The 24,592-nt window shown below is 68.2% G+C and carries 18 protein-coding genes; 16 read left to right on the top strand and 2 right to left on the bottom strand.

What is annotated here, in order from left to right; all coding sequences use genetic code 11:
- Positions 1-111: 111 nt before the first annotated feature.
- From CEG14_RS20170 to CEG14_RS20155, 4 genes are all read left to right on the top strand, one after another.
- On the top strand, positions 112-906 hold the full coding sequence (locus CEG14_RS20170) for an enoyl-CoA hydratase (protein ID WP_094828157.1): 795 nt from the start codon (positions 112-114) through the stop codon (positions 904-906).
- Positions 906-2,042 (top strand): CaiB/BaiF CoA transferase family protein, encoded by a 1,137-nt coding sequence (locus CEG14_RS20165; protein ID WP_094828156.1) that lies wholly within the window; start codon positions 906-908, stop codon positions 2,040-2,042. Before CEG14_RS20170 ends, CEG14_RS20165 begins: the two co-directional genes overlap by 1 nt.
- 39 nt (positions 2,043-2,081) lie before the next feature.
- Positions 2,082-2,993 carry a LysR family transcriptional regulator gene (locus tag CEG14_RS20160; protein ID WP_094828155.1) on the top strand — a complete coding sequence of 304 codons (912 nt, stop codon included), beginning with the start codon at positions 2,082-2,084 and terminating at the stop codon, positions 2,991-2,993.
- Between the two features lie 115 nt (positions 2,994-3,108).
- A complete protein-coding gene (locus CEG14_RS20155; protein ID WP_094828154.1) occupies positions 3,109-4,101 on the top strand; it encodes a Bug family tripartite tricarboxylate transporter substrate binding protein in 993 nt (330 codons plus the stop codon).
- A gap of 387 nt (positions 4,102-4,488) precedes the next feature.
- On the opposite strand, the gene CEG14_RS20150 is transcribed toward CEG14_RS20155, so the two are convergent.
- Positions 4,489-5,979: a tyrosine-type recombinase/integrase gene (locus CEG14_RS20150; protein ID WP_094828153.1), complete on the bottom strand. Its 1,491-nt coding sequence runs from the start codon at positions 5,977-5,979 to the stop codon at positions 4,489-4,491.
- A 328-nt stretch (positions 5,980-6,307) separates the two neighbouring features.
- Positions 6,308-6,931: a LysE family translocator gene (locus CEG14_RS20145; RefSeq protein WP_094828304.1), complete on the bottom strand. Its 624-nt coding sequence runs from the start codon at positions 6,929-6,931 to the stop codon at positions 6,308-6,310.
- 290 nt (positions 6,932-7,221) lie between these two features.
- Here CEG14_RS20145 and CEG14_RS20140 point away from each other — a divergent pair, with 290 nt between their 5' ends.
- The 12 genes from CEG14_RS20140 to CEG14_RS20085 all read left to right on the top strand — a co-directional run bounded on the left by CEG14_RS20140 (position 7,222) and on the right by CEG14_RS20085 (position 24,577).
- Positions 7,222-9,504: a molybdopterin-dependent oxidoreductase gene (locus CEG14_RS20140; protein ID WP_094828152.1), complete on the top strand. Its 2,283-nt coding sequence runs from the start codon at positions 7,222-7,224 to the stop codon at positions 9,502-9,504.
- A 113-nt stretch (positions 9,505-9,617) separates the two neighbouring features.
- Complete coding sequence (locus tag CEG14_RS20135; protein ID WP_094828151.1) at positions 9,618-10,124, top strand: sigma-70 family RNA polymerase sigma factor; 507 nt, start codon at positions 9,618-9,620, stop codon at positions 10,122-10,124.
- Positions 10,121-11,101, top strand: a complete 981-nt coding sequence (locus tag CEG14_RS20130) for a FecR domain-containing protein (protein WP_094828150.1) — start codon at positions 10,121-10,123, stop codon at positions 11,099-11,101. The genes CEG14_RS20135 and CEG14_RS20130 overlap by 4 nt, the downstream gene beginning before the upstream one ends.
- 112 nt (positions 11,102-11,213) lie before the next feature.
- Positions 11,214-13,691 carry a TonB-dependent siderophore receptor gene (locus CEG14_RS20125; RefSeq protein ID WP_094828149.1) on the top strand — a complete coding sequence of 826 codons (2,478 nt, stop codon included), beginning with the start codon at positions 11,214-11,216 and terminating at the stop codon, positions 13,689-13,691.
- Positions 13,692-13,693: 2 nt separating this feature from the next.
- Positions 13,694-15,553, top strand: a complete 1,860-nt coding sequence (locus CEG14_RS20120) for a PepSY-associated TM helix domain-containing protein (protein ID WP_094828148.1) — start codon at positions 13,694-13,696, stop codon at positions 15,551-15,553.
- On the top strand, positions 15,550-15,915 hold the full coding sequence (locus tag CEG14_RS20115) for a DUF3325 family protein (RefSeq protein WP_094828147.1): 366 nt from the start codon (positions 15,550-15,552) through the stop codon (positions 15,913-15,915). The genes CEG14_RS20120 and CEG14_RS20115 overlap by 4 nt, the downstream gene beginning before the upstream one ends.
- A 98-nt stretch (positions 15,916-16,013) precedes the next feature.
- Positions 16,014-16,685 carry a response regulator transcription factor gene (locus CEG14_RS20110; protein WP_094828146.1) on the top strand — a complete coding sequence of 224 codons (672 nt, stop codon included), beginning with the start codon at positions 16,014-16,016 and terminating at the stop codon, positions 16,683-16,685.
- A complete protein-coding gene (locus CEG14_RS20105; protein ID WP_094828145.1) occupies positions 16,672-19,143 on the top strand; it encodes a sensor histidine kinase in 2,472 nt (823 codons plus the stop codon). Before CEG14_RS20110 ends, CEG14_RS20105 begins: the two co-directional genes overlap by 14 nt.
- A gap of 121 nt (positions 19,144-19,264) precedes the next feature.
- On the top strand, positions 19,265-20,365 hold the full coding sequence (locus tag CEG14_RS20100) for an ABC transporter substrate-binding protein (protein WP_094828144.1): 1,101 nt from the start codon (positions 19,265-19,267) through the stop codon (positions 20,363-20,365).
- A gap of 72 nt (positions 20,366-20,437) precedes the next feature.
- Positions 20,438-22,207, top strand: a complete 1,770-nt coding sequence (locus tag CEG14_RS20095; protein ID WP_094828143.1) for an ABC transporter permease — start codon at positions 20,438-20,440, stop codon at positions 22,205-22,207.
- Positions 22,200-23,276 carry an ABC transporter ATP-binding protein gene (locus CEG14_RS20090; protein ID WP_094828142.1) on the top strand — a complete coding sequence of 359 codons (1,077 nt, stop codon included), beginning with the start codon at positions 22,200-22,202 and terminating at the stop codon, positions 23,274-23,276. Before CEG14_RS20095 ends, CEG14_RS20090 begins: the two co-directional genes overlap by 8 nt.
- Positions 23,277-23,545: 269 nt before the next feature.
- Positions 23,546-24,577 (top strand): YwqG family protein, encoded by a 1,032-nt coding sequence (locus CEG14_RS20085; RefSeq protein WP_094828141.1) that lies wholly within the window; start codon positions 23,546-23,548, stop codon positions 24,575-24,577.
- The last annotated feature ends 15 nt before the right edge of the window (positions 24,578-24,592 follow it).

The raw sequence follows: 24,592 nt of genomic DNA, 5'->3' as shown, positions 1-24,592 counted from the left end.
GGCGGACTTGCGCATTTATTCCGATCTAGACTTATTTCATGAAAATTACTCGTTTGTAGTGATGAAACGCGGCACTTAGCATCGGTGGCCATAACCCTTGCCGGAGCTTTCATGACTGCGCCTATTCCAACCTTCGCCCATGCCCTCGTGACTCGTGACGAGCGCGGTGTCTACACCCTGCAGATCCACGATGCCAAGAGCCTGAACATCCTGGCCTCGACAGTCACACTGTGCCTGAGTGAGGCCGCGCGCTGGATCGCGGCCCAGGACGATGCCCGCGCGGTCGTTATCCGTGGTTCGGGCGAGCGCGCATTCGTGGGCGGCGCCAACATCTATGAAATGGCCGAACTCGATCCGCAGGGCGCACGCGAATTCATCACCCGCCTGCGCGACCTGTGCGATGCGGTCACGGCAATTCCGGTGCCCACCATCGCCCGCATTCCAGGCTTCTGCCTGGGGGCAGGCATGGAGCTGGCCGCGGCTTGCGATATCCGCCTTGCGTCGGCGGACGCCGTGTTCGGCATGCCCGAGGTGCGTGTGGGTATCCCATCGGTGATCCATGCCGTGCTGCTCCCGGCGATCATTGGTCCCGGTCCCACCAACTGGCTGTTGCTGACCGGCGAGACCGTGGACGCGGCGCAGGCTCGGCAGTGGGGCTTCCTGGAATTCGTCAGCGAGACCGGGGCGCTGGACGCGCTGGTTGAACGCACGGTGGGGCCCATCGCGGAAAGCGGTCCGATTGCCGTCCGTTCACAGAAGGCGCTGCTGCGCTACTGGAGCGAGTCGACGGTGGAAGCGGGCCTGGACCGCAGCGTAGCCGCGTTCGGCGAGGCCTTCACCACCGACGAGCCTCGCCGATTTATGGCGCCGTTCGTCAACCGCAAGAAGCACCAGGAGGTCGAATAATGGCTGGTCCGCTCACGGGCGTGCGCGTCATCGATATGACCTCTGTCGCCATGGGGCCATACGGCACGCAGATCCTGGCCGATATGGGAGCCGAGGTCATCAAGGTCGAGTCGCCTGAAGGTGACGTGTTCCGCACGTCGGCGCCCGCGATGAGTCCGGGCATGGGGCCAGCCTATCTGAACCTCAACCGCAACAAGTACAGCGTGACGCTGGATGCCAAAACGCCGTCCGACCGGGACAGTCTGCTGCGCCTGATCGACACGGCAGACGTCTTCGTGTCCAACGTGCGCACGGCGGCCCTGGGGCGTCTGGGTCTGGACGCCGACACGTTGCGCGCGCGCAATCCTCGCCTGATCCACTGCTCGGCGGTGGGCTTCGGCCAGGGCGGCCCGTACGCCGCGCGCCCGGCCTTTGACGACATCATCCAGGCTATGAGCGGCCTGGCCGACCTGCAGGGCCGCAACAGCGGCGCGCCTGCCTACGTAAACACCATCCTCGCAGACAAGGTTGCCGGACTAACGCTGGCGTACGCCATTCCCATGGCGCTGTACGAGCGTGAACGTTCGGGAGAAGGGCAGGCCATCGAAGTCCCGATGTTCGAAACCCTGGTGTCCTTCACCCTGGTCGAGCACATGAGCGGTCACAGTTTCGTGCCACCACTGGGGCCCATGGGCTATAGCCGAGTGTTATCGCCGCAACGGCGGCCCTACCGTACAAGCGACGGATATTTGGCCTTGCTGCCTTACACCGATGCGCAGTGGCGGCGCTTTTTCGCTCTGGCTGACCGCGCCGACCTGGCGGCGGACCCGCGCTACATCGACGCGACCTCACGCGCGCAGCATTTCGATGAGCTCTACCAGGATTTGGCGGACATCGTCGCGCTGCGTGGGACCGAAGATTGGTTGGGACTGCTGGACAATGCGGACATCCCGCACTCACGCGTCAATACGCCGGAAGCCTTGTTCGAAGATCCGCATTTGCAGGCGACGGGCTTTTTCCAATCCGTCGAGCACCCGACTGAAGGACCGTTGATGGCGGCTGGCATTCCGGTGCGATTCTCGCGGACCCCTGGGGAGATAAAGCGTCAGGCGCCGCGCCAGGGTGCCGATCGCGATATGCTCGAGCCTGCGCGCTGAGGCCGGAATGGCCGGCGGCGCTGATCGGCGACTTCGACCATGAACATCACTCTCAAGCAATTGCGCGCGTTCTGCGCGCTGTACGAACTGCGCAGTTTCACGGCGGCAGCCCGCGCTGCCTTCGTGACCCAGTCGGCGGTCAGCAAACTCTGCGCGGAACTGGAGGCCGAAGTTGGCCAGCCACTGTTCGAACGCTCCACCCGCAGTGTCACTCCCTGCGACGGGGCGGCGGACTTCTACGCCTATGCACAAGAGATCCTGGGTACGGTGCGCGCGGCCGAGCGAAGCATGTCGGGCCTGCGCACGTTGGAACGCGGCACCGTGGGCGTGGCGACGTCGCCCTTGATGATGGTCGGCCTGTTGGGTGACGTGGTGGCCGACTACCACCGCGCCCATCCCAGCGTGAAGTTGGATCTATTTGAACTGTCTACCGACGACACGATCGAACACGTGCGCAACGGCCGTGCCGATTTTGGCATTGTCTCGGTCGAAACACCGTTGGAAGAACTGGCTACGCGGGTCATCTACCGCGACACCATGTATGCGGTGTGCGCGCCGCGCCACGCCTTGGCGCGCAAGCGTCCCGTATCGTGGGCCGACGTGGCCGCCCACGACCACATCATGCTACGCAACGTGTACAGCGTGCGCCGCAGCCTGGACCGCGTGGCTGCCGATCTGAATCTGGAATTTCGATACCGTATCGAGGCCGGCATGTTGACGTCGGCGCTGAAACTGGTCGGCGCGGGCCTGGGGATCACTGTGGTGCCGGGGTATGCCTGCGACCTTGCGCGGCAGTTGGGTCTGCGAATATTGACTATCGACGGGGCGCGCAAGCATGGGCACGAGCTGTGGCTTATCCAGCGCCGCAATGCGCGATTGTCAATGGCGGCCTCAGCCTTTCTTCAATCCACGGAGGAATATCTTCGGCAGCTGCAGCTCGAAACGAACTAATCCTGGTTTGGAATAAGTCTATGAAAATTAATCGCTTGTTGGGATAAGCAAGTCGCCAGCATCATACGGTCACAGTTCAAGAGGGCCAATCCGTGGCCCCTTACAGGAGACAAGCATGATCCGACCGTTTGGCGCCCGTCGACGCCTGCTGGCTGCTGGCAGCCTTGCAGTACTCTCCACGCTTGCTGGCGCGATGCCGTCCACGGCGCTGGCGCAAGGCGCATATCCCGACAAGCCCATCACCATCGTCGTACCTTTCTCGCCAGGCAGTGCTACCGACACCAGCGCGCGCATCATTGCCGAAAAGCTCGGTCCGCGTCTGAACGTGCCGGTCGTGATTGAAAACAAGCCCGGCGCGTCGGGCACCATTGGAGCCTCGTTTGTCGCGCGGGCGCAGCCCGACGGTTATACGCTCATTCTCACCAGCAGCTCCACACACTCCGCAACGCCGGCGCTGTTCCGTAAGCTGCCGTTCGACCCCACGGGAGATTTCACTCACGTCGTCCGCATCGCCACAATTCCGATGATGCTCGTGGTGCGAGAAGACGCGCCTTACAAGTCGCTGCAGGAACTCGTCAAGGCAACGCAGGCCAAACCGCTGAACTACGCCTACGGCTCGCCGACCAGCCAGATCGCGGGCGCCACCTTCAATACGGTGGCGGGCGCTGCCGCCAATGGCGTGCCATACAAGAGCCAGCCGCCCGCCGTGACTGATTTGCTGGGCGGGCACGTCGACTACCTGTTCGCGGACCTGTCCGTCGTCACGTCCTTCATGCAAGCGGGCAAACTGCGTGGCCTAGCCTACACTGGCCACAAACGCGCAAAAGACTTTCCGACTGTGCCGACGCTCTCCGAATTGGGCTACGAGAAGTTCGATCTGGTCGTGTGGGTCGGCGTGGCCGTACCGGCCAAGACGCCCGACACGATCGCGCAGAAGCTGAACCAGGAAGTCACAGCGATCCTGCGAGAGCCGGACGTCCTGCAGCGCTTCGAATCACTGGGTATGCAGGTCTCGCCCAACACGCTCGCCGAACATCAGGCCTTCGCGCAATCGCAGCGCCAGGTTTGGACTCAGCGCGCGGTCGACGCAAACATTGAGCCGCAATGATCGATTAGCAGCAAGCAATGCAACGGCCCCCGCGGAACCCTGCACAGCAGGTTGGAGATGCGTGTGCGAGCGCCACTTCAAGGGGAAGACTCTCCGTGCTACCGATCAACTGATCGACGCAATAGCCGATGAGGGCGAATGCGTTGTCTGCCGGCACGAAGGCTGCAAAGCGAAAGCCCCGCTAATGTGGGGCTCCATTGTCCGATAACTGTTTCCCTCGCTGTTGGCGTGACCGACGTGCCGCCCGCTGCGACAACAACCAGTTTGTAGGGCAGCACATTCACTGGCAGTGGGGTAGCCGGCCTCTACAGGCCCGCGGCAGGGCTGGATCTAGACTTGCCCGCATGCGTTTAATAGCCGAAGACCGTATGGTCTTCGGCTATTCTTTTACGCGGCAAGTAACTGCTTGGCGGTTAGCCGCCTTTGAAGATCGGCCGGCGCCACTGCTCCCGAAAGCAGTCTTTCCAAGTATGCGCCGAGCGTCGCCCATGCTGCTCGCTTTTCGTCGGCGTAGTCGTACAGCTGGTAGTGCCGCCTGACACGGTTCTTACCCGTGTGAATGACGTGATTCTGGCAGCGGTCGATGACGTTTGGGTCGACTCCCAGCGACTCCATGATCGTCGACCCCGTTCGCCGTAAATCATGAGGGGTCCAATTGCCGTTTTGGCCCTTGCCGAGCACCAGGGAGTTGTCCGAAGCGCGGCGCGCTTTGGGCTTTACGTTGAATATGGCTTGCCGATCCTTGATTTGCTTAGTAAAGGCCTGCTTGTACATCGGTTGGTCGACCTCCGCGTCACCATTGTCGCGCGAGGGTAGCAGCCAGCGAGATGATCCCGCCAAGCTGACAAGGGTCGCGAAGTGCTTAACTGCGAAGGGTGAAAGAAAAACCAGGTGGTCGCGTTTCTGAGATTTTCTGCCCTTGACGTTAGCCTTGGGAATGAACCATGTGCCCTCTCTGAGATCGACATGAGCAATTTCAGTCAGGTGTAATTCCCCTATCCGGCATAGCGTGCTCAAGCAGATCCAGGAGACTGCCTGCAACGCCTTGGATGGAGGTTTTTTCCTTCGCTTGTCGTCCGAAGTGAGATACTGCTCCTCCAACTCTTGGTATCGAGTCTGGAGCTCAACGATCTCAATGGGGGGCAGAACGCGTTCGCGGGCATTATCCGGATCGTAGTCGTCTGCCAGGAGCACCTCCAATTCAACTAGTTCAACCGGATTTCCTTCCGAAAGCAGCTTTCGCCATGGTTGGCGCTTTTCTGCCCAATGGAACATCTGGCCCAGTATTTGGTAGGTCACCTCGGCAAGCCGATTGCAACCGCGGCCGACAATTGAGCGGATCACTCGCTCAATATCCTTCTCGCGGATTGATCGCACGGGAGTACTACCGATCAAGGGGAGCACGTCTTTTTCAACGATGCGTTTCACTTCGGTGTTGCCATCTGCTCGCTTCACTCCCGATTCCAGCCAGCTTTTATACATCTCTTGGAACGAAAGGGCGTCGGTCGTGGCCTCTTCTTCAGCGGCGGTTATAGCGGCAGATTCAGCTGCCATAGCTTCCCGCACCTGGGCCTTTTCCAAGTCGCGGACGGCTGACGGATTGCGGCCAGCTTTAATGTCCGCCCGCGCTTTGTTTCTGGCGGAGCGGATCTCGTCGAGTGTGCGTTCCGGCCATGAGCCGCAGTAGAATCTCTTTACCTTATCGCCCATGCGATAGGCGTATCGCCACACCACGGCCATGGTTCCACGCTGAATGCGGATTTCCCCAGTCAGGCCGTCTCCATCGGCCAGGTGATCACCGACCCATTCCGCCGGTACCGCTTCCAGTTCTTTGACGGTCCACCGCGCACCTTTTCCGCGTTTTGGGTATCTCGTCATATTTCCCCGAATCTCTCCGTTCTTCTGTCTCAAGCGCCATATGGGACAACATATGGGACAACATTTTTGCGGCTGTTAGCGTACATTAGCGAACGTCGACGAACAAGGGAATTTGGATAAATCCTTATGAATCAGTCGGTTATTGGTTCGTTGGCGTTCGCTGGCGTTCGTGCGTTTCTAATTTGGGAGCAGAGGGTCGCGAGTTCGAATCCCGCCGCCCCGACCAGGAAAATCAAGGGCTTACAGATCATTGTCTGTAAGCCCTTTGTCTTTGGTGCGGCGCGTGGCGCCGGCTCCGTGGCTGCCTGTGCCGCCCGGGCCGGCCGCTTCAGCGGCTGGTGGCGAGGCGGATGCCGAGGGCGACCAGGGCGGCGCCCATCAGGGCGTCGATGGCGCGGCTGATGCGGGCGTAGACGGCGCGCACGCGGCCGGCCGAGAAGAAGGCGGCCAGCGCACAGAGCCAGGCGGCGGTGATGAGGCCGACCAGGGCCACCACGCTGACGTAGACCCAGGCGGGGGCGTGGGCCGGCAGCACGGTCACGAACAGGGTGGCGAAGAAGGTCGCCGTCTTGGGATTGGTGATGCCCACCATGAAGCCCTGGCGCCAGGCCTGCATCGGGGCCAGGGCGGCGGCGCCGTGCACGCGCGGCGTGCCGGGTGCGGCCTTGAACGCGCCGATCAGCATGCGCGCGCCCAGGTAGACCAGATAGGCGGCGCCGGCCAGGCGGATGGTCTCGTAGAGCCAGAACATTTCGCGGATCAGCAGGCCGAACCCCAGGATGGCAAGGGTGGCCCAGAGCACGACCGCGCACGCGATGCCCAGCCCGACGACCATGCCCGAGCGGCGGTCGTTGAGCGCGTGCGAGGTGACGGCGACGAAGTCGGGGCCGGGGCTGGCGCAGGCCAGCAGCACGATGCCCGAGAGCGTGAGCAGTTGAGTCAGGTGTTCCATGGATCGCTTCTCTGCGTCGGTGTTGATCGGTACCGCGTGGGGTGCACCGCCGCGCGCCCGGCGCGCGTGCTGCACCATACCATTGGCGCGCTGCCTCGATGATTTGCGCGCCGTGTCGCCCTGATGCACGCCGCCGTGGCGCCGCGCGGCGGGGGCGGGGCGCATGGGCGTCGCCTGCGGACAGGGCGGGCGGGGCTTTTCCTTTATGCTTCGGGGGAGCCTGGCCCGTCGGCCAGGCGCGCCATGCGCCGTCATCCGGCCGCGCCCGGCCGCCGTCTTCCGCTACGCCCATGACCCGTCTCCGCAGTCCCTCGCTCGCGCATTGGGGCGCCTTCACCGCCGTCACCGAAGGCGGGCGCCTGATCGCCTGCGAGCCGTTCGGCGCCGATCCGGCGCCTTCGGACATGCTGGCGTCGATTCCCGAGATGGTGCATTCGCCGCTGCGCATCCAGCGTCCCGCGGTGCGGCGCGGCTGGCTCGAGGGCAATCGCGAGCGCGAGAACGACGAATATGTCGAGGTGTCGTGGGAGCGCGCGCTCACGCTGGTTTCGGACGAGCTGGCGCGCGTGCGCGCCAGCGCCGGCCCCGCGGGCATCTTCGGCGGCTCCTACGGCTGGTCGTCGGCGGGCCGCGTGCATCACGCGCGCAGCCTGATCCGGCGCTTTCTGTTCCAGGGGGGCGGCTGCGTCGACCAGATCGGCAACTACAGCTGGGGCGCGGCGCAGTTCCTGCTGCCGCACGTGATCGGCAGCATCAGCCCGGTGAGCGGCGACGTGACCGACTGGGACAGCGTGCTGGGCAACACCCGCATCATCGTGGCGTTCGGCGGCATCCCGGTCAAGAACAGCCAGGTCACCTCGGGCGGCGCGGGGCTGCACAACCTGCCCGGCTGGCTCGAGGAGGCGCAGGCGCGCGGCATCCGGCTGGTCGCGGTCACGCCGACCCGCGCCGACATTCCCGCGGGCAGCAACGCCGACTGGATCCCGATCCGGCCCAACACCGACACGGCGCTGATGCTGGCGATGGCCCATACCCTGATCGCCGAGGGCCGCCACGACGCGGCGTTCGTCGCCAGCCATTGCACCGGTTTCGAACGCTGGGCCGCGTATCTGCGTGGCGACACCGACGGCCAGGCCAAGGACGCGACCTGGGCCGCGGGCATCACGGGCGTGCCGGCCGACACCATCGTGACGCTGGCGCGCGCCGTGGCCGATCAACGCAGCCTGCTGACGGCGGCGTGGTCGTTGCAGCGCGCCAAGCATGGCGAGCAGCCGTATTGGGCGTTGATCGGGCTGGCCGCGCTGATCGGCCAGATCGGCCTGCCGGGCGGCGGCTTCGCGTTCGGCCACGCCTCGCTCAACGGCATAGGACAGCCGCGCCGCATCGTGCCGGGGCCCGAGGTGCCGGTGCCGCGCAATCCCGCGCAGCTCGCGATCCCGGTGGCGCGCATCACCGACATGCTGCTCGCGCCGGGCGCTGAATATGATTTCAATGGCGAGCGCCACGTCTATCCCGACATCAAGCTGATCTACTGGGCGGGCGGCAACCCGTTCCATCATCACCAGGACCAGAACCGCCTGCGCGCCGCCTGGCGCCAGCCGGAGACGGTGATCGTGCACGAATCCTGGTGGACGCCGCTGGCGCGCCGCGCCGACATCGTGCTGCCGGTCACGACGCCGCTCGAGCGCGCCGACGTGGGCGGCTCCTCGCGCGACCCGTATGTGTTCGCGATGCATCCGGCCATCGCGCCGCAGGGCGAGGCGCGCAACGACTTCGACATCTTTGCCGAGCTGGCGCGCCGCGCTGGTTTTCACGACACCTACACCGCCGGCCGCGACGTCGACGGCTGGTGCCGCCACGTCTACGAGGGCATGCGCGCGGGCTGCGCCGAGCGCGGCGTCGAGCTGCCGCCCTTCGAGGTGTTCTGGCAGCGGGGCCATGCGGAGGTGCCGCCGCCCGAGCGGCCCTATGTGCTGTTCGAGGGCTTCCGCCACGATCCGGTGGCGCATCGGCTGCGCACCCCGTCGGGCAGGATCGAGCTCTATTCCGAGGTGGTGGGCGGGTTCGGCTACGACGACTGTCCGGGCCACCCGGCCTGGCTCGCGCCCACCGAATGGCTGGGCGCAGACGCGGCCCGTACCTGGCCGCTGCACCTGCTCACCAACCAGCCGCGCACGCGGCTGCACAGCCAGCTCGATCCGGCGGCGCTGTCGCGCGCGAGCAAGGTGGCCGGGCACGAGCCGGTGGCCCTCAACCCGGAGGACGCCGCCGAGCGCGGCATCCAGGCCGGCGATGTGGTGCGCGTCTACAACGAACGGGGCGCCTGCCTGGCCGGCGCGGTGCTCGATCCGGGGCTGTTGCGCGGCGTGGTCATCATGGCCACCGGCGCCTGGTCGGACCCCGACGGCGACCTCGATCGGCACGGCAATCCCAATACGCTGACCGCCGACGTCGGCACCTCGCGCCTGACCCAGGGGCCGAGCGCGCAGACCGCGCTGGTGCAGGTGGAGCGCCACGCCGGCGCGCCCGTGGCGCATCGCGCCTGGCAGGCGCCGCCGCTGCGCAGCGCCTGAACGGCGAGCCGTCGAGCGCGGCGCGGCCTCGAGGGGCGGGCGCCACGCGCAGCCTTGCCTCGGTTCGAGGGGCTGCACTAAACTAGATAATAGTTATCATTTGCAAGCCAGCGATGCCCCCCACGACGCAAGACCGAGTCGAAACGCTGTATGCGGACCATCATGGCTGGCTGCAGGGATGGTTGCGCCGGCAACTGGGCAATTCCTGCGAGGCCGCCGACCTCGCGCACGACGTGTTCGTGCGCCTGCTGCGCCGTCCGGCGGCCGTCGAGACGCGCGAACCGCGCGCTTACCTGAGCACCATCGCACGCGGGCTGCTGGTCGACCACTGGCGCCGCCGCGAGCTCGAGCGCGCCTGGCTCGAGGTGCTGGCGCGCACGCCCGAGCCGCTGGCGCCCTCGCCCGAAGACCGGCTGCTGGTGCTGGAGGCGCTCATCAGGATCGACCAGATGCTGGATGCGCTCAAGCCCCGGGTGCGGCAGGTCTTTCTGTGGGCGCAGCTCGACGGCATGAGCTGCCCGCAGATCGCCGAGCGGCTGGGGGTGTCGCTCGCGACCGCCGAGCGCTACGTGGCCGCGGGCCTGCGCCAGTGCTATGCCTTCCGTTTCGGTGCGCCATGAGCGAAGCCGTCCCGATCCCGTCGGCGGTGGTCGATGAGGCCATCGCCTGGTCGGTGAAGCTGCATTTCGGCGAGCCTGATTCCGCCACCCGTGCTGCGTTCGAACGCTGGCGCCAGGCCGCGGCCGTGCACGAGCGGGCCTGGTCGCGCATGCAGTCCCTGAACGCCGACTTCGCCGCCGTGCCGCAGCGCCTCGCGCTGGACACGCTCACCGCCATGGGTGGCGCGCACCAGGCGCGGCGACAGCAACGCCGTGCCGTGCTCAAGGGTCTCGTGCTGGCGGGCGGCGTGCTGGGCACCGGCTGGGTCGTGCGCGAGCAGACCCCCTGGCAACGCGTGCTGGCCGACGTCAGCACCGGCGTGGGCCGGCGCGGCCGCAGGACGCTGCCCGACGGCACCGAGCTGGTGCTCAACACCGACACGGCCGTGGCCGTGCGGATGGACGGCGCCGAGCGGGTGCTGGTGCTGTACCGCGGCGAGGTCTCGATCGCGACCGGCGCCGACGCCGCGCACGCGGCGAGGCGGCCATTCTTCGTGCAAACGCCGTTCGGCGCGGTCCAGGCGCTGGGCACGCGCTTCGTGGTGCGGCTCGACGACGACAGCGCGCGCGTCAGCGTCCAGCAGGACGCCGTCGCGCTGCGGCCCGCCAACGGCGCCGCGCCGGTGGTGGCCGAGGCCGGCCAGGACTGGCGCCTCGACCGCCAGCGCGCGGTCCGCATCGTGGCGCCCGCCATGGCGTCCGACGCCTGGATCGAGGGCGCGGTGGTGGGCAAGAACATGCGGCTGGCCGACCTGCTCGCCGAACTGGCGCGCTACCGCCATGGCCGGATCCGCTGCGCGCCCGAGATCGCCGACCTGCGTGTCTCGGGCACCTATCACGTCAACGACGTCGACCAGGCGCTGCAGTTCCTGGCCCAGACCCTGCCCATCCGCGTGCGCTACTGGACCCGGTTCTGGATCACGGTGGGCCCCGCCTGACGCACCGCGCGGCCCCGCGCAAAAATATTTTCCGAAAAAGTGAGGGGATCTGGATTCTTGACCGGCCTACAGGGAAAGAACGCTCTCAACCTGGCCCTTTCAAGAAGAAGCAATGACCCTCGCTCGTCCTCGTGTGTCGGCGCGCCGCGCGCCCGTTCCCACCGCACTGTCTGCGGCCCTCTCCGGCGTGCTCTGCGGCGCCGCCCTCGTCGGGTATGTGCCCGCCGCCCAGGCGCAGGCCGCCGTCGCGCCGCAGGAAGCGGAACATGCGTTTGCCATCGAGGCCGGCCCGCTCGACCAGGCGCTCAACCAGTTCGGCCGCGCCGCGGGCGTGAACGTGTCGTTCGACGCGGGGCAGGTCGAAGGCCTGCGCACGGCGGGCCTGAAGGGCAACTGGAGCGCCAGCCGCGGCCTCGCCGCGCTGCTGGCCGGCACCGGCTTCGAGGGCGCGCGCCTGGCCAGCGGCGGTTTCGCCGTGCGCAGGCTGCCCGCGGGCGGCACCGCCATGCTCGAGCCGGTGACGGTGACCGGACAGGAATATCGCCTCGTGACCGAGGGCACCGGCTCGTACACCACCGCGTCTGCCACGATCGGCAAGGGCGAACAGCGCCTGCGCGAGATTCCGCAGTCGATCAGCGTCGTGACGCGGCAGCGCCTCGACGAGCAGAACCTCGCCTCGGTCTACGACGCGCTCGAGAACACCACCGGCGTGACCCTGCAGCAGAGCCCGCAGGGCGGCAAGTACATCTATTCGCGCGGGTTCGAGAACTCGGTGATCCAGTACGACGGCGTGCCGCTCGAGCGCGGCTTCTATGGTCGCGCAAACAACTATTCCGGCGGCACCGCCATGTATGACCGCGTGGAAGTGCTGCGGGGCGCGGCCGGCCTGCTGCAGGGCTCGGGCTCGCCCGGCGGCGCGGTGAACCTGGTGCGCAAGCGGCCGCTGGCCGAAGACCACTTCATGGTCGAGACCAAGGCCGGCAGCTGGGACCGCTACGGCGTGCAGCTCGACGGCAGCGGCGTGCTGAACGAGGACGGCAGCCTGCGCGGCCGCGCGCTGATCGACCGCCAGGACGTCCATTCGTTCGTCGATCGCGTCAACTTCAAGAACACCACCTTCTACGGCACGCTGGAATACGACTTCTCGCCGCGCACGCAGCTCAACCTGGGCTACAGCCACGAAGACCTGCGCGGCCGCCCCTCGGTGTCGGGCCTGCCGCGCTACAGCAACGGCGAGGAGGTGGGCTTCAAGCGCTCCACCAGCTTCGCCGCCAACTGGAACCGCCAGGAAACCACCAACGACGGCTTCTATGCCGACTTCACCCACGCCTTCAACGACGACTGGCGCGTCAAGGTGACCGGCGCCTACGTCAAGGAAAAGCAGTACCTGAAGTACACCACCTCGAGCCGCGCGGTGAACCCGGTGACCAACATGGCGCAGGTCAACGTGGCCAAGACGGTGGCCGACATCGACACCTCGGGCCTGGATGCGAACCTGCTGGGCAAGGTGCAGGCGTTTGGCCGCACGCACGAGATCGTGCTGGGCACCACCTACTCGCACAACCGGATCGACACCACCTACTCGTATCTGGTCAATTACGCGAACTTCAATGCGTTCAACTTCGACCCGGACCTGCCCGAGCCCGTCGGCGCCGCGATGCACGCCGGCACCGACGAGATGCGCATCGGCTCGGCCCGCGAGCTCGGTTTCTATGGCGCCACGCGCCTGCAGCTGGCCGATCCGCTCAAGCTGGTGCTGGGCGGGCGCTTCAGCCGCTCGAGCCGCTACTGGGATACCGACACCACGACGGCGGGCGTGAAGGTGAGCGGGCAGACGGTGCAGGAGAACACGCACTTCACGCCCTACGCCGGGCTGGTGCTCGACCTGACGCCGCAGTGGACCACCTACTTCAGCTACACCGACATCTTCCAGCCGCAGAGCAACGTGAACGCGGCGGGCCAGAATCTCAAGCCCGTGGTCGGCGAGAACTACGAGCTGGGACTCAAGGGCGAGCTGCTCGACGGCCGCATCAACACGGCCTTCGCGCTGTTCCGCATCGACCAGAGCAACCGCGCCCAGGTCGACTTCAACAGCAGCCCGACCTGCGCCGCCGACTACTACTGCTACACCGACGGCGGCAAGGTGCGCAGCCAGGGCTTCGACGCCGAGATCAGCGGCGAGCTCACGCGCGGCTGGAATCTGTATGCCGGCTATACCTTCAACACCACCAAGTACCTGAAGGACCAGGACAGCGAGGGCAAGGCCTTCGCCTGGTACGCGCCCAAGCACATCTTCCGCCTCTGGACCACCTATCAGCTGCCCGGCGACCTGAGCGCCTTCACCGTGGGCGGCGGCGTCAACGTGCAGAGCGGCCAGTCGCGCCAGATCGGCGAACTGGAGGCGAAGGCGAGCGGCCGCGCGGTCTGGAACGCGTACGCCAGGTACCAGATCAACCGCAACTGGGCCGCCTCGCTCAACGTCAACAACATCTTCGACAAAACCTACTACAGCGCGGTGGGCAACATGGTCAACGGCATCCATTACGGCGATCCCCGCAATGCCATGCTGACCCTGCGCGGCACGTTCTGACGATGCAGGCGGGCCTGCGCCAGCGCATGAGCTGGCTGCACACCTGGTGCGGACTGGTGTGCGGCTGGCTGCTGTGCATGATCTTCCTGGCGGGCAGCATCAGCGTGTTCCGCGCGCCGATCTCGCGCTGGATGACGGCCGAGCCCGCGCTGCCGCCCGCGGCCACGGTGGCGGACCCGGCCGCGGCGCTGGCGCGCGCGCTGGACGCCGCCGTCGCGCTGCTCGAGGCGCAGGGGACGGGAGCGCGCTTCTGGCGCATCGAGCTGCCCGAGCAGCCCGGCCAGGCGCTGCGGGCCGTCTGGCGCACCCCCGCCGGCGTCACGCACGAGGCCGCGCTGGATCCCCGCAACGGCGCCGTGCTGCCGCAGCCGTGGGGCCGCAAGACCGAGGGCGGGCGCCACTTCATGACGCTGCACTACACGCTGCATGCCGGCGCCACCGGTTTCTGGCTGGTGGGCTGGCTGACGGTCGGCATGCTGGTGGCGCTGCTCTCCGGCGTGGTGGTGCACAAGCGCATCTTCAAGGATTTCTTCACCTTCCGGCCCGGTCGTGGCCAGCGCGCCTGGCTCGACGGCCACAACGCGTCCGCCGTGCTCACGCTGCCGTTCCAGCTGATGATCGCCTACACCGGCCTGGCGATCTTCTACGTGAGCTACATGCCGCTGCCGCTGCATGCGCTGTATGGCGAGCAGGGCATGGCGCGTTGGCAGGCCGAGCAGGCCGACGCGGCCGGCGCCGACCGGACGCAGGTGTTGCCCGCGGCGCCCGCGCTCGCGGCGGACCGGCCCGTGCACCGCCAGCTCGACGCGCTGGTGCAGGCCGCGCAGCGCGAGCTAAGCAGCCCCGCGCGCATGGTCATGGTCGAGCGCCCCGGACAGCCCGGGGCGCGCGTCAGCGTCTATGCGCGGCCGGATCCCGAGGCCGCGATCCGCGATCTCTCCAGCCCGGCCGGCCGGGCCGTGTTCGACGGCGCCAGCGGCGCCTACATCGCCGTGCATCGCGCGGCCGGACGCCAGCCGGCGGATGCCGCGCACGAGGTCATGGAACGGCTGCACGTGGCGTCGTTCGGCGGCTGGACGGTGCGCTGGCTGTACTTCGTCCTGGGCCTGGCGGGCGCGCTGATGATGGCCTCCGGCGTGGTGCTCTTCATGCTCAAGCGCCGCAACCGCGGCGAGTCGGAGTTCGGCGCGGCGACGCCGGCGTTCTACCGCGTGGCCGAATCGCTCAACGTGGCGGCCATCGCCGGCGCCTGCGTGGCCTGTATCGCGTACTTCCATGCCAACCGCCTGATCCCGGCCGCGCAGCCGGGCCGCGACGCCTGGGAGATCCAGGCCTTTTTCGCGGTGTGGCTCGCGAGCCTGCTGCATGCCTGCCTGCGGCCGCCGCAGCGCGCCTGGGTCGAGCAGTTCGCCTGCGCCGCGCTGCTGTGCCTGGCGCTGCCATTGAGCAACGCGCTGAGCACCGGCCAGCATCTGCTCGGCTATGCGCGCCAGGGCGACTGGCAGCCGGCGCTGGTGGAGACCACCGTGGTCGGGTTCGGCGGGCTGTTTGCGGTGCTGGCCTGGCGCCTGCGCGGCGTGGCAACACCGGCCGGTCACCGCTGGCGCGTGCTGGGGCGCGTGGTCTGCGCCGTCGCGGGCGGCTACGCGTTGGCGGCGTCGGCCGCCGCCGTGCTGGCCCGCCTACTGGCGGACACCGGCCTCGCCCGCCCGGCACTGGGCGTGGTCGCCGCCAGCCTGCTGGCCTTCCTGTTCTACGCGGTGGCCGCGCTGTGGGTGTTCGCCGCGCGGCGCGCCTGGTGCGGGCTGCTGCTGGCGCTGGCCGTGCTGGCGCCGCTGGCCTGGCTGATGGCGCCGGCATGAGCACGACCACCGCGGCGCTGGCCGCCCTGGCGCTGCTCTACGCGGCCTGCGCCTGCCTCGCGCTGGCCATGGACCGCCATTTCGAGCAGGCCACCGGCAGCGAAGCCGTGCCGCCGCGCCTGCGCCGCGCGCTGCGCCTGTGCGCGCTGCTGCTGGCGGCCGCGGCACTGGCCGCCTGCCTGCAACCCTGGGGGGCGGCGGTCGCGACCGTGGTCTGGGCCGGCATGCTGTCGTGCGGCGCGCTGCTGGCGGCGCTGACGCTCAGCCTGGCGCCGCGCCGGCTCGGTGGGTTGGCCCTGTGCGCGACGGCGGCGGGCCTGGGCCTGCCCTGGATCGAGGCCGGCGCGATGCGCTTCCTGTGAGGCCTCCCGCCCGCGCGCGATGAATGCCATCTGAAAGCCCCCGCGGGCTACACTCCCTCGCACACAACCTCGAAAAAAATGCAGAGGGGAGACGAGACATGCGCATTCTGCTGGTCGAGGACAACGCCGACCTGGGTGATGCCGTGGAGAGCAAGCTGCGCAATGCCGGCCACAGCGTGCAATGGGTGCGCGACGGCGCGGCCGCGGTGCAATGGGGCCGCGCCGAGCCCTGGGACGCGCTGGTGCTCGACATCAATCTGCCGGCCAAGGATGGCTTTGCCGTGCTGCGCGAGCTGCGCGGCGGCGGCCTGGAGTCGCCGGTGCTGGTCATGACGGCGCGTGCCGAGATCGAGGACAAGGTCGACATGCTCGACCTGGGCGCCGACGATTACCTGGTCAAGCCGTTCGACCTGCGCGAACTCGAGGCGCGGCTGCGCGCGCTGATGCGCCGCCCCTCGGGCCAGACCTCCAGCACGGTGGCGTTCGGCAACCTGACGCTGGACGCCGCCAACCGCAGCGTCGCGCTCGACGGCACGGCGCTCGAGCTGGGCCGGCGCGAGTTCCGCCTGCTCGAGATCCTGCTGGCGCGGCAGGGCCAGACCGTGGCCAAGGAACGGTTGATGGCGCAACTGTTCGACGCCGACGACGTGTCGCTCAACGCACTGGAGCTGCTGATCTCGCGCCTGCGCAAGAAGCTGGCGGGCGCGTCGGTCGACATCGTGACGGTGCGCGGCGTGGGTTACCAGGCGCGACTCGATGAGGCGGACTGACGGATTCTCGATCCGGCGGCGCGTGTTCGTGCTCGCGCTGGTGGCGCTGGCCTGTGCCTCGATCGCGCTGTTCTTCTTCCTGCGCGCCTACGCCCATCGCGCCTCGGAACAGGCCTTCGACCGGCTGCTGGCGGCCTCCGCGCTCACCATCGCGGGCTCGGTGCAGATCGACGACGCGGGCGTGACGGTGGAGCCGCCGTTTTCTTCGCTGGCCATGCTGCCGGGCAGCGAGCGGGTGTTCTATCAGGCGCTCAACAGCAGCGGCCGCGCGATCACGGGCTATGCCGACCTCGCGCCCGGCCTGCCGCTGGCCGATTCCGCCGTGCCGCAGTTCTCGTATGGCGAGTATCACGACGAGCCGGTGCGGGTGGCGACGGTGGGGCGGCTGGTGTCGGCCAGCCAGCATGCGGGCTGGGTGACGGTGCGCGTGGCCGAGACGCTGGGATCGCGCCAGGCGCTCGCCGCCGAGATCCTCAACCGCAGCCTGTGGCCGCTGCTGGTGGTGGTGGGCGTGGCGCTGGCCCTGCTGTGGTTCGGCATCCAGCGCGCCTTCGCGCCGCTGGCCGCGGTGGAGCGCGAGCTGCGCCACCGCGAACCCGACGACCTCGCGCCCCTGCGTGCGCCCGTGCCCAACGAGGTGCGGCGCCTGGCCGAGGCCCTCAATGCATTCATGCGCAGGTTGGCGACCATGATGGACAGCCTCAACACGCTGGTGGCCGACTCGGCCCACCAGGTTCGCACGCCGCTGGCATCGTTGCGCGCGCAAGCGGAAGTGGCGCTCGAGGAGCGCGACCCCGAACGCCTGCGCGAGCGCGTCGACCGCATCCACCAGAACGCCACGCAGGCGAGCCAGCTCATCAACCAGCTGCTGATGGATGCCACCATCGCGCACCGGCTCGGGCGCGGCGAGCGCACCGCGGTGGGCGTGGCCGAGACCGTCAACGAGACCCGCCGGCGCATCGGCCCGCTGGACGCGCGCCGGCTGCGCATCGCGATCGCGCCGGAGCTGCGCCGCGCCCGGGTGCTGGGCGATCGCGTGGCGCTGCGCGAGATGCTGCGCAACCTGGTCGACAACGCGCTGCGCTACGCGCCGGCGTCGCAGGTGGACATCCAGGTGACGCCGGTGGCGGGCTATCGGCTCGCGCTCACCGTGTCGGATCGCGGCCCCGGCATCGAGGATGCCGACAAGGAACGCGTGCAGCAGCGCTTCGAGCGCGGCGCCAGCGGCCTGCCGGGCTCGGGGCTGGGCCTGGCGATCGTGCGCTCGGTGGCGCAGGCGCACGGCGGCTCGCTCTGGCTGCAGGACCGGCCCGGTGGCGGCCTGATGGCGCGCATCGTGCTGCCCCTGGCGCGGCCGCGTGCGGGCCGGCGGCTGGCGGGCTGGCTGCTCGCGGCGGTGCTGCTGGGCGGCCTGCTGCCCGCGCCGGCGCCCGCGGCCGAACGCTACGTCGAGAGCCGCTATCCCGCGCCGCGGCCGTCGAGCCGCGTGCTGACCGTGGCGGGCCCGACCGACACGCCGGTGTTCGCGCCGCTGATCGCCGGCTTCCAGCAGGAGCGGCCCGACGTGACCGTGGTCTACCGCGAGATGGGCAGCCGCGAGCTCTACGAGGCCACCATCGCGGGCGAGCTTGCGGACGTGGACGTGCTGATCAGCTCCGCGCCGGACCTGCAGGTGCGGCTGGCCAACGACGGCTACGCCATGAGCCATGCCTCGCCGTACGCGCGCACGCTGCCGTCGTGGGCGGTGTGGCGCGACGAGGTCTACGGCTTCACCTTCGAGCCCGCGGTGATCGTCTACAACCCGCGCCGCTTCAACGAAGACACGGTGCCGCGCTCGCGCCAGGCGCTGCTGCGCCTGCTCGAGCGCGAGGGTGCCAGCCTGCGCGGCCGCGTCGGCACCTACGACATCGCGGCGAGCAACGTGGGCTATGTGCTGGCCGAGCAGGACGAGCTGGTGTCGTCGAACTTCTGGGGCCTGGCCAACGCGCTGGGGCAGGTCGGCGTGCGGCTGGCCGCCACCAGCGGCGAGCTGCTGGGCGCGATCGAGCGCGGCGAGCTCGACCTCGGCTACAACCTGCTGGGCTCGTATGCGCTGGCGCGCCAGGCCGCGGGCGCGCAGATCGGCGTGGTGCTGCCGCAGGACTACATGCTGGTGCTGGCGCGCTCGGCGCTGATCGCGCGCCGCGCGCCCAATCCCGACCTCGCGCGCAACCTGGTCGACTGGCTGGTGTCGCCGGCCGGCCAGCGGGTGGCGGCGAGCCACGCCGCGCTGGGCGCGCTGGTGCAGGGCACCGAGGGGCCCTGGACCGCCGATGCGCTGCAGGCGCGCACGCGCGGCATCGTGCAGCCCGTGGTACTGAGCCCGGCGCTGCTCGTCGGACTCGACCAACAGCGTCAATCGCGCTTCGTGCAGAACTGGATGCGGCTGGTCACGGACACGCCGGAGGCGCGGCGCTAGGCTAGGGTTTGTCCCAGGAATGCGGCGGCGCTGCTGACAGGACGCCGACAGAGTGCGACTCCTAAGATGCTCGCAGGCTGGTCATAGAGCCAGTTTCATCATTCCAATGGAGAAGACAGCCATGTTCGCCAAGTCCTGCCTGGCCGCCGCCCTGACGGCCGCCCTGACCACCTTCGCGTCCGGCGCGGCGCTCGCGCAGCAAGCCCCCGAAGGCTATCCGGCCGATTATCAGAAGATCATCGACGGCGCCAAGAAAGAGGGCAAGGTCGTGATCTATTCCACCACCGACACCAAGGCCGCGGGCCCGATCATCGCCGGCTTCGAGGCCGCGTTCCCGGGCGTGAAGGTGGAATACAACGACATGAACAGCACCGAGCTGTACAACCGCTACATCAGCGAACAGGCCTCGGGCAGCGGCAGCGGCGACGTGGTGTGGAGCTCGTCGATGGACTCGGCGCTCAAGCTCGCCGTGGATTACGCGCTGCAATACCGTTCGCCCGAAGCCGACAAGCTGCCGAAGTGGGCGGTCTGGAAAGACTCGGCCTACGGCACCACCTACGAGCCGGCCGTCTTCATCTACAACAAGCGCCTGATCCCGCAGAACGAGGTGCCGACCACGCACACCGCGCTGGCCAAGCTGATCGCGAGCCAGCCCGACAAGTTCAAGAACAAGGTCACGACCTACGACATCGAGAAGTCGGCCGTGGGCTTCATGCTGGCGGTGCAGGACAAGGCCAACGACGCCCACTACTTCGACACGCTGCGCGACACCGCGAAGGGCGGCCTGATCGTGCAGTCGTCCACCGGCACCATGATGGAACGCGTGTCGTCCGGCGAGAACCTCGTCGGCTACAACATCCTCGGCTCCTATGCCGAGACGCGGGCCAAGACCGATCCGTCGCTGGGCGTGTCGTACCCCACCGACTACACGCTGGTGCTGTCGCGCGTGGCCTTCATCAGCAAGAAGGCCAAGAACAAGAACGCGGCCAAGCTCTGGATGGACTACCTGCTGTCCAAGAAGGGCCAGGACATCGTCGCCAACAAGGCCGACATGGCCTCGATCCGCGACGACATCGACGGCGACAACGACGTCGACGGCCTGACCAAGAAGCTGGGCAACGCGCTCAAGCCGATCCCCGTCAATGAGACCCTGCTCGACTACCTCGAGCAGAACAAGCGCCTGGAATTCATCAAGCAGTGGCGCGCCGCCGCGGGCAAGTAAGTCCGCGCCGCGGGCGGGGCCCGGCCCCGCTCGCGCGCCGTCCGCACCACCTCTGAAGACGGGATCTTCTCCATGCAGTCATTGCGCCGAAAATGGCAGTCGCTGCCGCGCGGTGTCGTCGTCTTGCTGACGGCGCTCGCGATCTATGTGCCGCTGTCCTTCATCATCATCCAGAGCTTTCTGTCGGCGCCGTTCTTCTCGCCCAGCAAGCACTTCAGCCTGGATGCCTTCCGCTTCATCTTCGATGATCCGGACTTCTACAAGGCCCTGCGCAGCGGATTCATCCTCGCGTTCGGCCTGGCGATCATCGCCATTCCGCTGGGCGGGATGCTGGCGTTCCTGATGATCCGCACCGATCTGCCGGGCCGCCGCTGGATCGAGCCGCTCATCCTGGTGCCGGTGTTCGTGTCACCCATGGTGCTGGGCTTCGGCTACGTGGTCGCGGCCGGTCCGGTGGGCTTTTTCTCGAGCTGGGCGCAGCAGCTGCTCGGCTTCGTGCCCTGGAACGTCTATTCGCTCACCAGCATCGTCATCATCGCGGGTCTCACGCACGTGCCCCACGCCTACCTCTACATCTCCTCGGCCCTGCGCAGCATGGGCTCGGACGTGGAGGAGGCCGCGCGCGTGGCCGGCGCCTCGCCGCTGCGCGTGATGATGTCGGTCAGCCTGCCGATGGTGCGGCCGGCCATGCTGTACGCCACCGTGCTGCTGTTCTTCCTGGGCCTGGAGGTGTTCGGGCTGGTGCTGGTGCTCGGAGACCCCGAGGGCAACCTGGTGCTGGCGACCTATCTCTACAAGCTCACCAACAAGCTCGGCATCCCGTCGTACCACCTGATGGCGGCCGTCGCCGTGGTGCTGATCGCGATGACGATCCCGCTGGTGATGCTGCAGCGCCGCCTGATGCGCACCGCCAACCGGTTCGTCACCATGAAGGGCAAGGCCTCGCGCGCCCGGCCGCTGCCGCTGGGCCGTTGGCGCTGGGTGGCCGGCGCCGTGGTGGCATTCTGGCTGCTGGTCACCATCGTGGTGCCGCTGATCGGCGTGCTGCTGCGTGCCTTCGTGTCGAACTGGGGGCTGGGCGTGTCGCTGCTCGACGTGCTCTCGCTGGATGCGTTCCGCACGGTGCTGTCGCAGCCCAACCTGATCCGCGCCATCGTCAACTCGGTCGCGATCGGCGTGTTCGGCGGCGCGCTGGCGGTGTTCTGCTATCTGTTCGTCGGCCTCGCCATGCACCGCAAGCCCGACAACACCACGCGCTTCCTCGACTACAGCGTGCTGGTGCCGCGCGCGGTGCCGGGCCTGCTGGCCGGCCTGGCGTTCCTGTGGGTGTTCCTGTTCGTGCCGATGTGGCTCGACAACGCGCTCGAGGACGGCTGGCTCTCCGCGCTGCCGTTCGCGGAGTGGGCGCGCGAGAACGTGGTGGAAGGCCTGCGCGCCTTGCGCAGCACCATCTTCAGCGTGTGGCTGGCCTACACCGTGGTGTGGATGGCCTATGGCCTGCGCCTGATCTCGTCGACCCTGCTGCAGGTGGGCCCGGAGCTCGAGGAGGCCGCCCGCAGCGCCGGCGCCTCGCGCGGCCAGGTCACGCGTCACGTCACCGTGCCGCTCGCCAAGTACGGCCTGATCGGCTCCTGGCTGCTGATGTTCCTCATTTTCGAGCGCGAGTATTCCACCGGCGTCTACCTGCTGTCGCCGGGCACCGAGACCATCGGCTCGATGCTGGTGTCGCTGTGGGCCTCGGGCGCCATCGACATCGTGGCCGCGCTCTCCTTCATCAATATCGTGCTGGTCGTGATCGGCCTGGGCATCGCGCTGCGTTTCGGAGTCAAACTTCATGATTGAGCTTTCCGTCGATGATCTGCATCTGGACTACGGCGACAACCCCGTGCTGAAAGGGGTGTCGATGGAGCTGCGCCAGGGCGAGGTGGTGTCCCTGCTCGGCCCGTCGGGCAGCGGCAAGACCACGCTGCTGCGTGCGGTGGCCGGCCTCGAAGGCCCCAAGGCGGGCCGCATCCGCATCGGCGAACGGGTGGTGTTCGATGGCGCCGCGCGCCAGGAAGTGCCGGCCGAGGACCGCAACCTGGGCCTGGTGTTCCAGTCGTATGCGCTGTGGCCGCACAAGACCGTGTTCGAGAACGTGGCCTATCCGCTCAAGCTGCGCGGCGTGTCCGGCAGCGAGGTGAAGCAGCGCGTGCAGGACGTGCTCGACCAGCTCGGCCTGGGCAAGCTCGGCCAGCGCCACCCGCATCAGCTGTCGGGCGGCCAGCAGCAGCGCGTGGCGATCGGCCGCGCGCTGGTCTACAGCCCGCCGGTGATCCTGCTCGACGAGCCGCTCTCCAATCTCGACGCCAAGCTGCGCGAGGAGGCCCGCGCCTTCCTGCGCGAGCTCATCATGCGCCTGGGCCTGTCGGCACTGATGGTGACGCACGACCAGAGCGAGGCCATGGCGATCTCCGATCGCATCCTGCTGCTCAACAACGGCAAGATCGAGCAGCAGGGCACGCCGCAGGAGATGTACGGCTCGCCGCGCACGCGCTTCACCGCCGAGTTCATGGGCAGCAACAACCGGCTCGATGGCAAGGTCGTCGAGGTGCGCGACGGCCAGGCACGGCTGCAGGGCAACGGTTGGTCGCTCTGGGGCCAGGCCGCCGAAGGCGTGGCTGCCGGCCAGGACGCCACCGCCGTGATCCGGGTGGAACAGGTCCGGGTCGACCAGGACGCCGACGGCAACACGCTGGAGCTGCCGCTCATCACCAGCATGTACCTGGGCGACCGCTGGGAGTATGTGTTCCGTGCCGACGGCGCGCCCGATGGCCTGTCGCTGCGCGCCTACGGCCCGCAGAGCCGCGAGGCCGGGCCGTGCCGGCTGGCCCTGCCGGCACGCAACGTGTGGATCTTCCCGCGCGACTGAACAAGCGTGCATGAAGAACGCGGCGCGGAATGATTTCCGCGCCGTTTTTTTTGCCTGCGTAACCCCGAGGCCCGACCGTCGTGCGGCGCCCGCCGCCGCCATTTTTGTAAAAAGCGCAACCGTATCTCACACCGGCCGCCGCGCGCCCCCTGCGCGCACGGCCGTTGCGCCCGCAATCATCCTTCCACACGATGGCATTGCGCCTTGCCAGGCCGCATTGCCTGGGTAACATCGCGCTTGTTCTCACGAAATCGCCGGAGCCCCGCCGCATGTTCGATTCAGCAGAGGTCGCCAAACAGGCGATGCAGGAATTCTTCGAGCCGCACCAGGTGGCGCAGGTGGTGCAGGCCCTGGTGCCGGCGCTCGCCATCGAGCCGCTGCCCGGGCAGGCCGCGAAGCCCGGCGCGTCCCGCCTGGGCGGCACGCCCGATCTGCCGACAGGCAGCGCCTGGCCGGTGCCGCCCGCACCGCCCGACGCCGAGGCGATCGCCAGCCGCGGCAACGCCTCCGCCGGCGCGGAGATGCGTGACCACCTGGCGCGCAACCTGCCGTACGCCTTCATCGGCCAGATCGATCTCGAAGAGGCGCACGCGCAGGGCGCCGTGGCCCAGGCCCTGCCGCCGCACGGCCGCCTGCTGTTCTTCTATGACCTGGCGGTCGGGCCTTGGGAGACGGGCGAACGCGTGGCGCGCGTGATCTGGGATCAGTCGCCGCGCGAGTCGCTGCGGCCCGCCGCGCTGCCGCCTGCGCTGCGCGAGGCCATCCTGCTCAAGTACAAGCAGCCGTTGCCGCAGGGCGAGTCGGGCACCAACTACCTGGCCCCGCCCCGGGCCGTCGCGCTGCACGCGGCGGTGGGCGTGCCGGATCCGGCGGCGCTCGAGATGGCCGCGATCCCCGCGCTCGACGATCACTACCATGGCCGCGACGGCGTTGGCGACGCGGGCGAGGCCTTTGCCGAGGCCTACGAGGAAATGCGCGAGGAGCTGGCGCAATCCTATCCCGCGCCCGGCTGGAAGCGCCACCAGCTGCTGGGCAGCCCCACCCCCGAGCAGGACGACCCGCGCTACAGCGCCGTGGTGGTGGCGGAATACGGCAAGGAGTTTCTCGACCGCGAGACCTGGCAGCGCGAACGCGGCCACATCATGCGCGCGGCGCGCGATTGGCGGCTGCTGTTGCAGCTCGACCTGGCCGACTGGTCGGGCGACGCGCTGGGCGAGGGCACGGTGTACTTCGTGATCCGCAACGCCGATCTCGCCGCGCGGCGCTTCGATCGGGTGATGGCGGTCTATCAGCAGACCTGATGCGCGGGGCGGGCC

The organism is Bordetella genomosp. 1 (assembly GCF_002261335.1).
GTDB lineage: Bacteria > Pseudomonadota > Gammaproteobacteria > Burkholderiales > Burkholderiaceae_B > Bordetella.
This window is presented reverse-complemented; position numbering and strand designations above follow the sequence as displayed.

Bases quoted from the DNA above. Each gene is read 5' to 3' on its own strand.
- CEG14_RS20170 (WP_094828157.1), top strand. From the start codon at position 112: ATGACTGCGCCTATTCCAACCTTCGCCCATGCCCTCGTGACTCGTGAC.
- CEG14_RS20165 (WP_094828156.1), top strand. From the start codon at position 906: ATGGCTGGTCCGCTCACGGGCGTGCGCGTCATCGATATGACCTCTGTC.
- CEG14_RS20160 (WP_094828155.1), top strand. From the start codon at position 2,082: ATGAACATCACTCTCAAGCAATTGCGCGCGTTCTGCGCGCTGTACGAA.
- CEG14_RS20155 (WP_094828154.1), top strand. From the start codon at position 3,109: ATGATCCGACCGTTTGGCGCCCGTCGACGCCTGCTGGCTGCTGGCAGC.
- CEG14_RS20150 (WP_094828153.1), bottom strand. From the start codon at position 5,979: ATGACGAGATACCCAAAACGCGGAAAAGGTGCGCGGTGGACCGTCAAA.
- CEG14_RS20145 (WP_094828304.1), bottom strand. From the start codon at position 6,931: ATGGAACACCTGACTCAACTGCTCACGCTCTCGGGCATCGTGCTGCTG.
- CEG14_RS20140 (WP_094828152.1), top strand. From the start codon at position 7,222: ATGACCCGTCTCCGCAGTCCCTCGCTCGCGCATTGGGGCGCCTTCACC.
- CEG14_RS20135 (WP_094828151.1), top strand. From the start codon at position 9,618: ATGCCCCCCACGACGCAAGACCGAGTCGAAACGCTGTATGCGGACCAT.
- CEG14_RS20130 (WP_094828150.1), top strand. From the start codon at position 10,121: ATGAGCGAAGCCGTCCCGATCCCGTCGGCGGTGGTCGATGAGGCCATC.
- CEG14_RS20125 (WP_094828149.1), top strand. From the start codon at position 11,214: ATGACCCTCGCTCGTCCTCGTGTGTCGGCGCGCCGCGCGCCCGTTCCC.
- CEG14_RS20120 (WP_094828148.1), top strand. From the start codon at position 13,694: ATGCAGGCGGGCCTGCGCCAGCGCATGAGCTGGCTGCACACCTGGTGC.
- CEG14_RS20115 (WP_094828147.1), top strand. From the start codon at position 15,550: ATGAGCACGACCACCGCGGCGCTGGCCGCCCTGGCGCTGCTCTACGCG.
- CEG14_RS20110 (WP_094828146.1), top strand. From the start codon at position 16,014: ATGCGCATTCTGCTGGTCGAGGACAACGCCGACCTGGGTGATGCCGTG.
- CEG14_RS20105 (WP_094828145.1), top strand. From the start codon at position 16,672: ATGAGGCGGACTGACGGATTCTCGATCCGGCGGCGCGTGTTCGTGCTC.
- CEG14_RS20100 (WP_094828144.1), top strand. From the start codon at position 19,265: ATGTTCGCCAAGTCCTGCCTGGCCGCCGCCCTGACGGCCGCCCTGACC.
- CEG14_RS20095 (WP_094828143.1), top strand. From the start codon at position 20,438: ATGCAGTCATTGCGCCGAAAATGGCAGTCGCTGCCGCGCGGTGTCGTC.
- CEG14_RS20090 (WP_094828142.1), top strand. From the start codon at position 22,200: ATGATTGAGCTTTCCGTCGATGATCTGCATCTGGACTACGGCGACAAC.
- CEG14_RS20085 (WP_094828141.1), top strand. From the start codon at position 23,546: ATGTTCGATTCAGCAGAGGTCGCCAAACAGGCGATGCAGGAATTCTTC.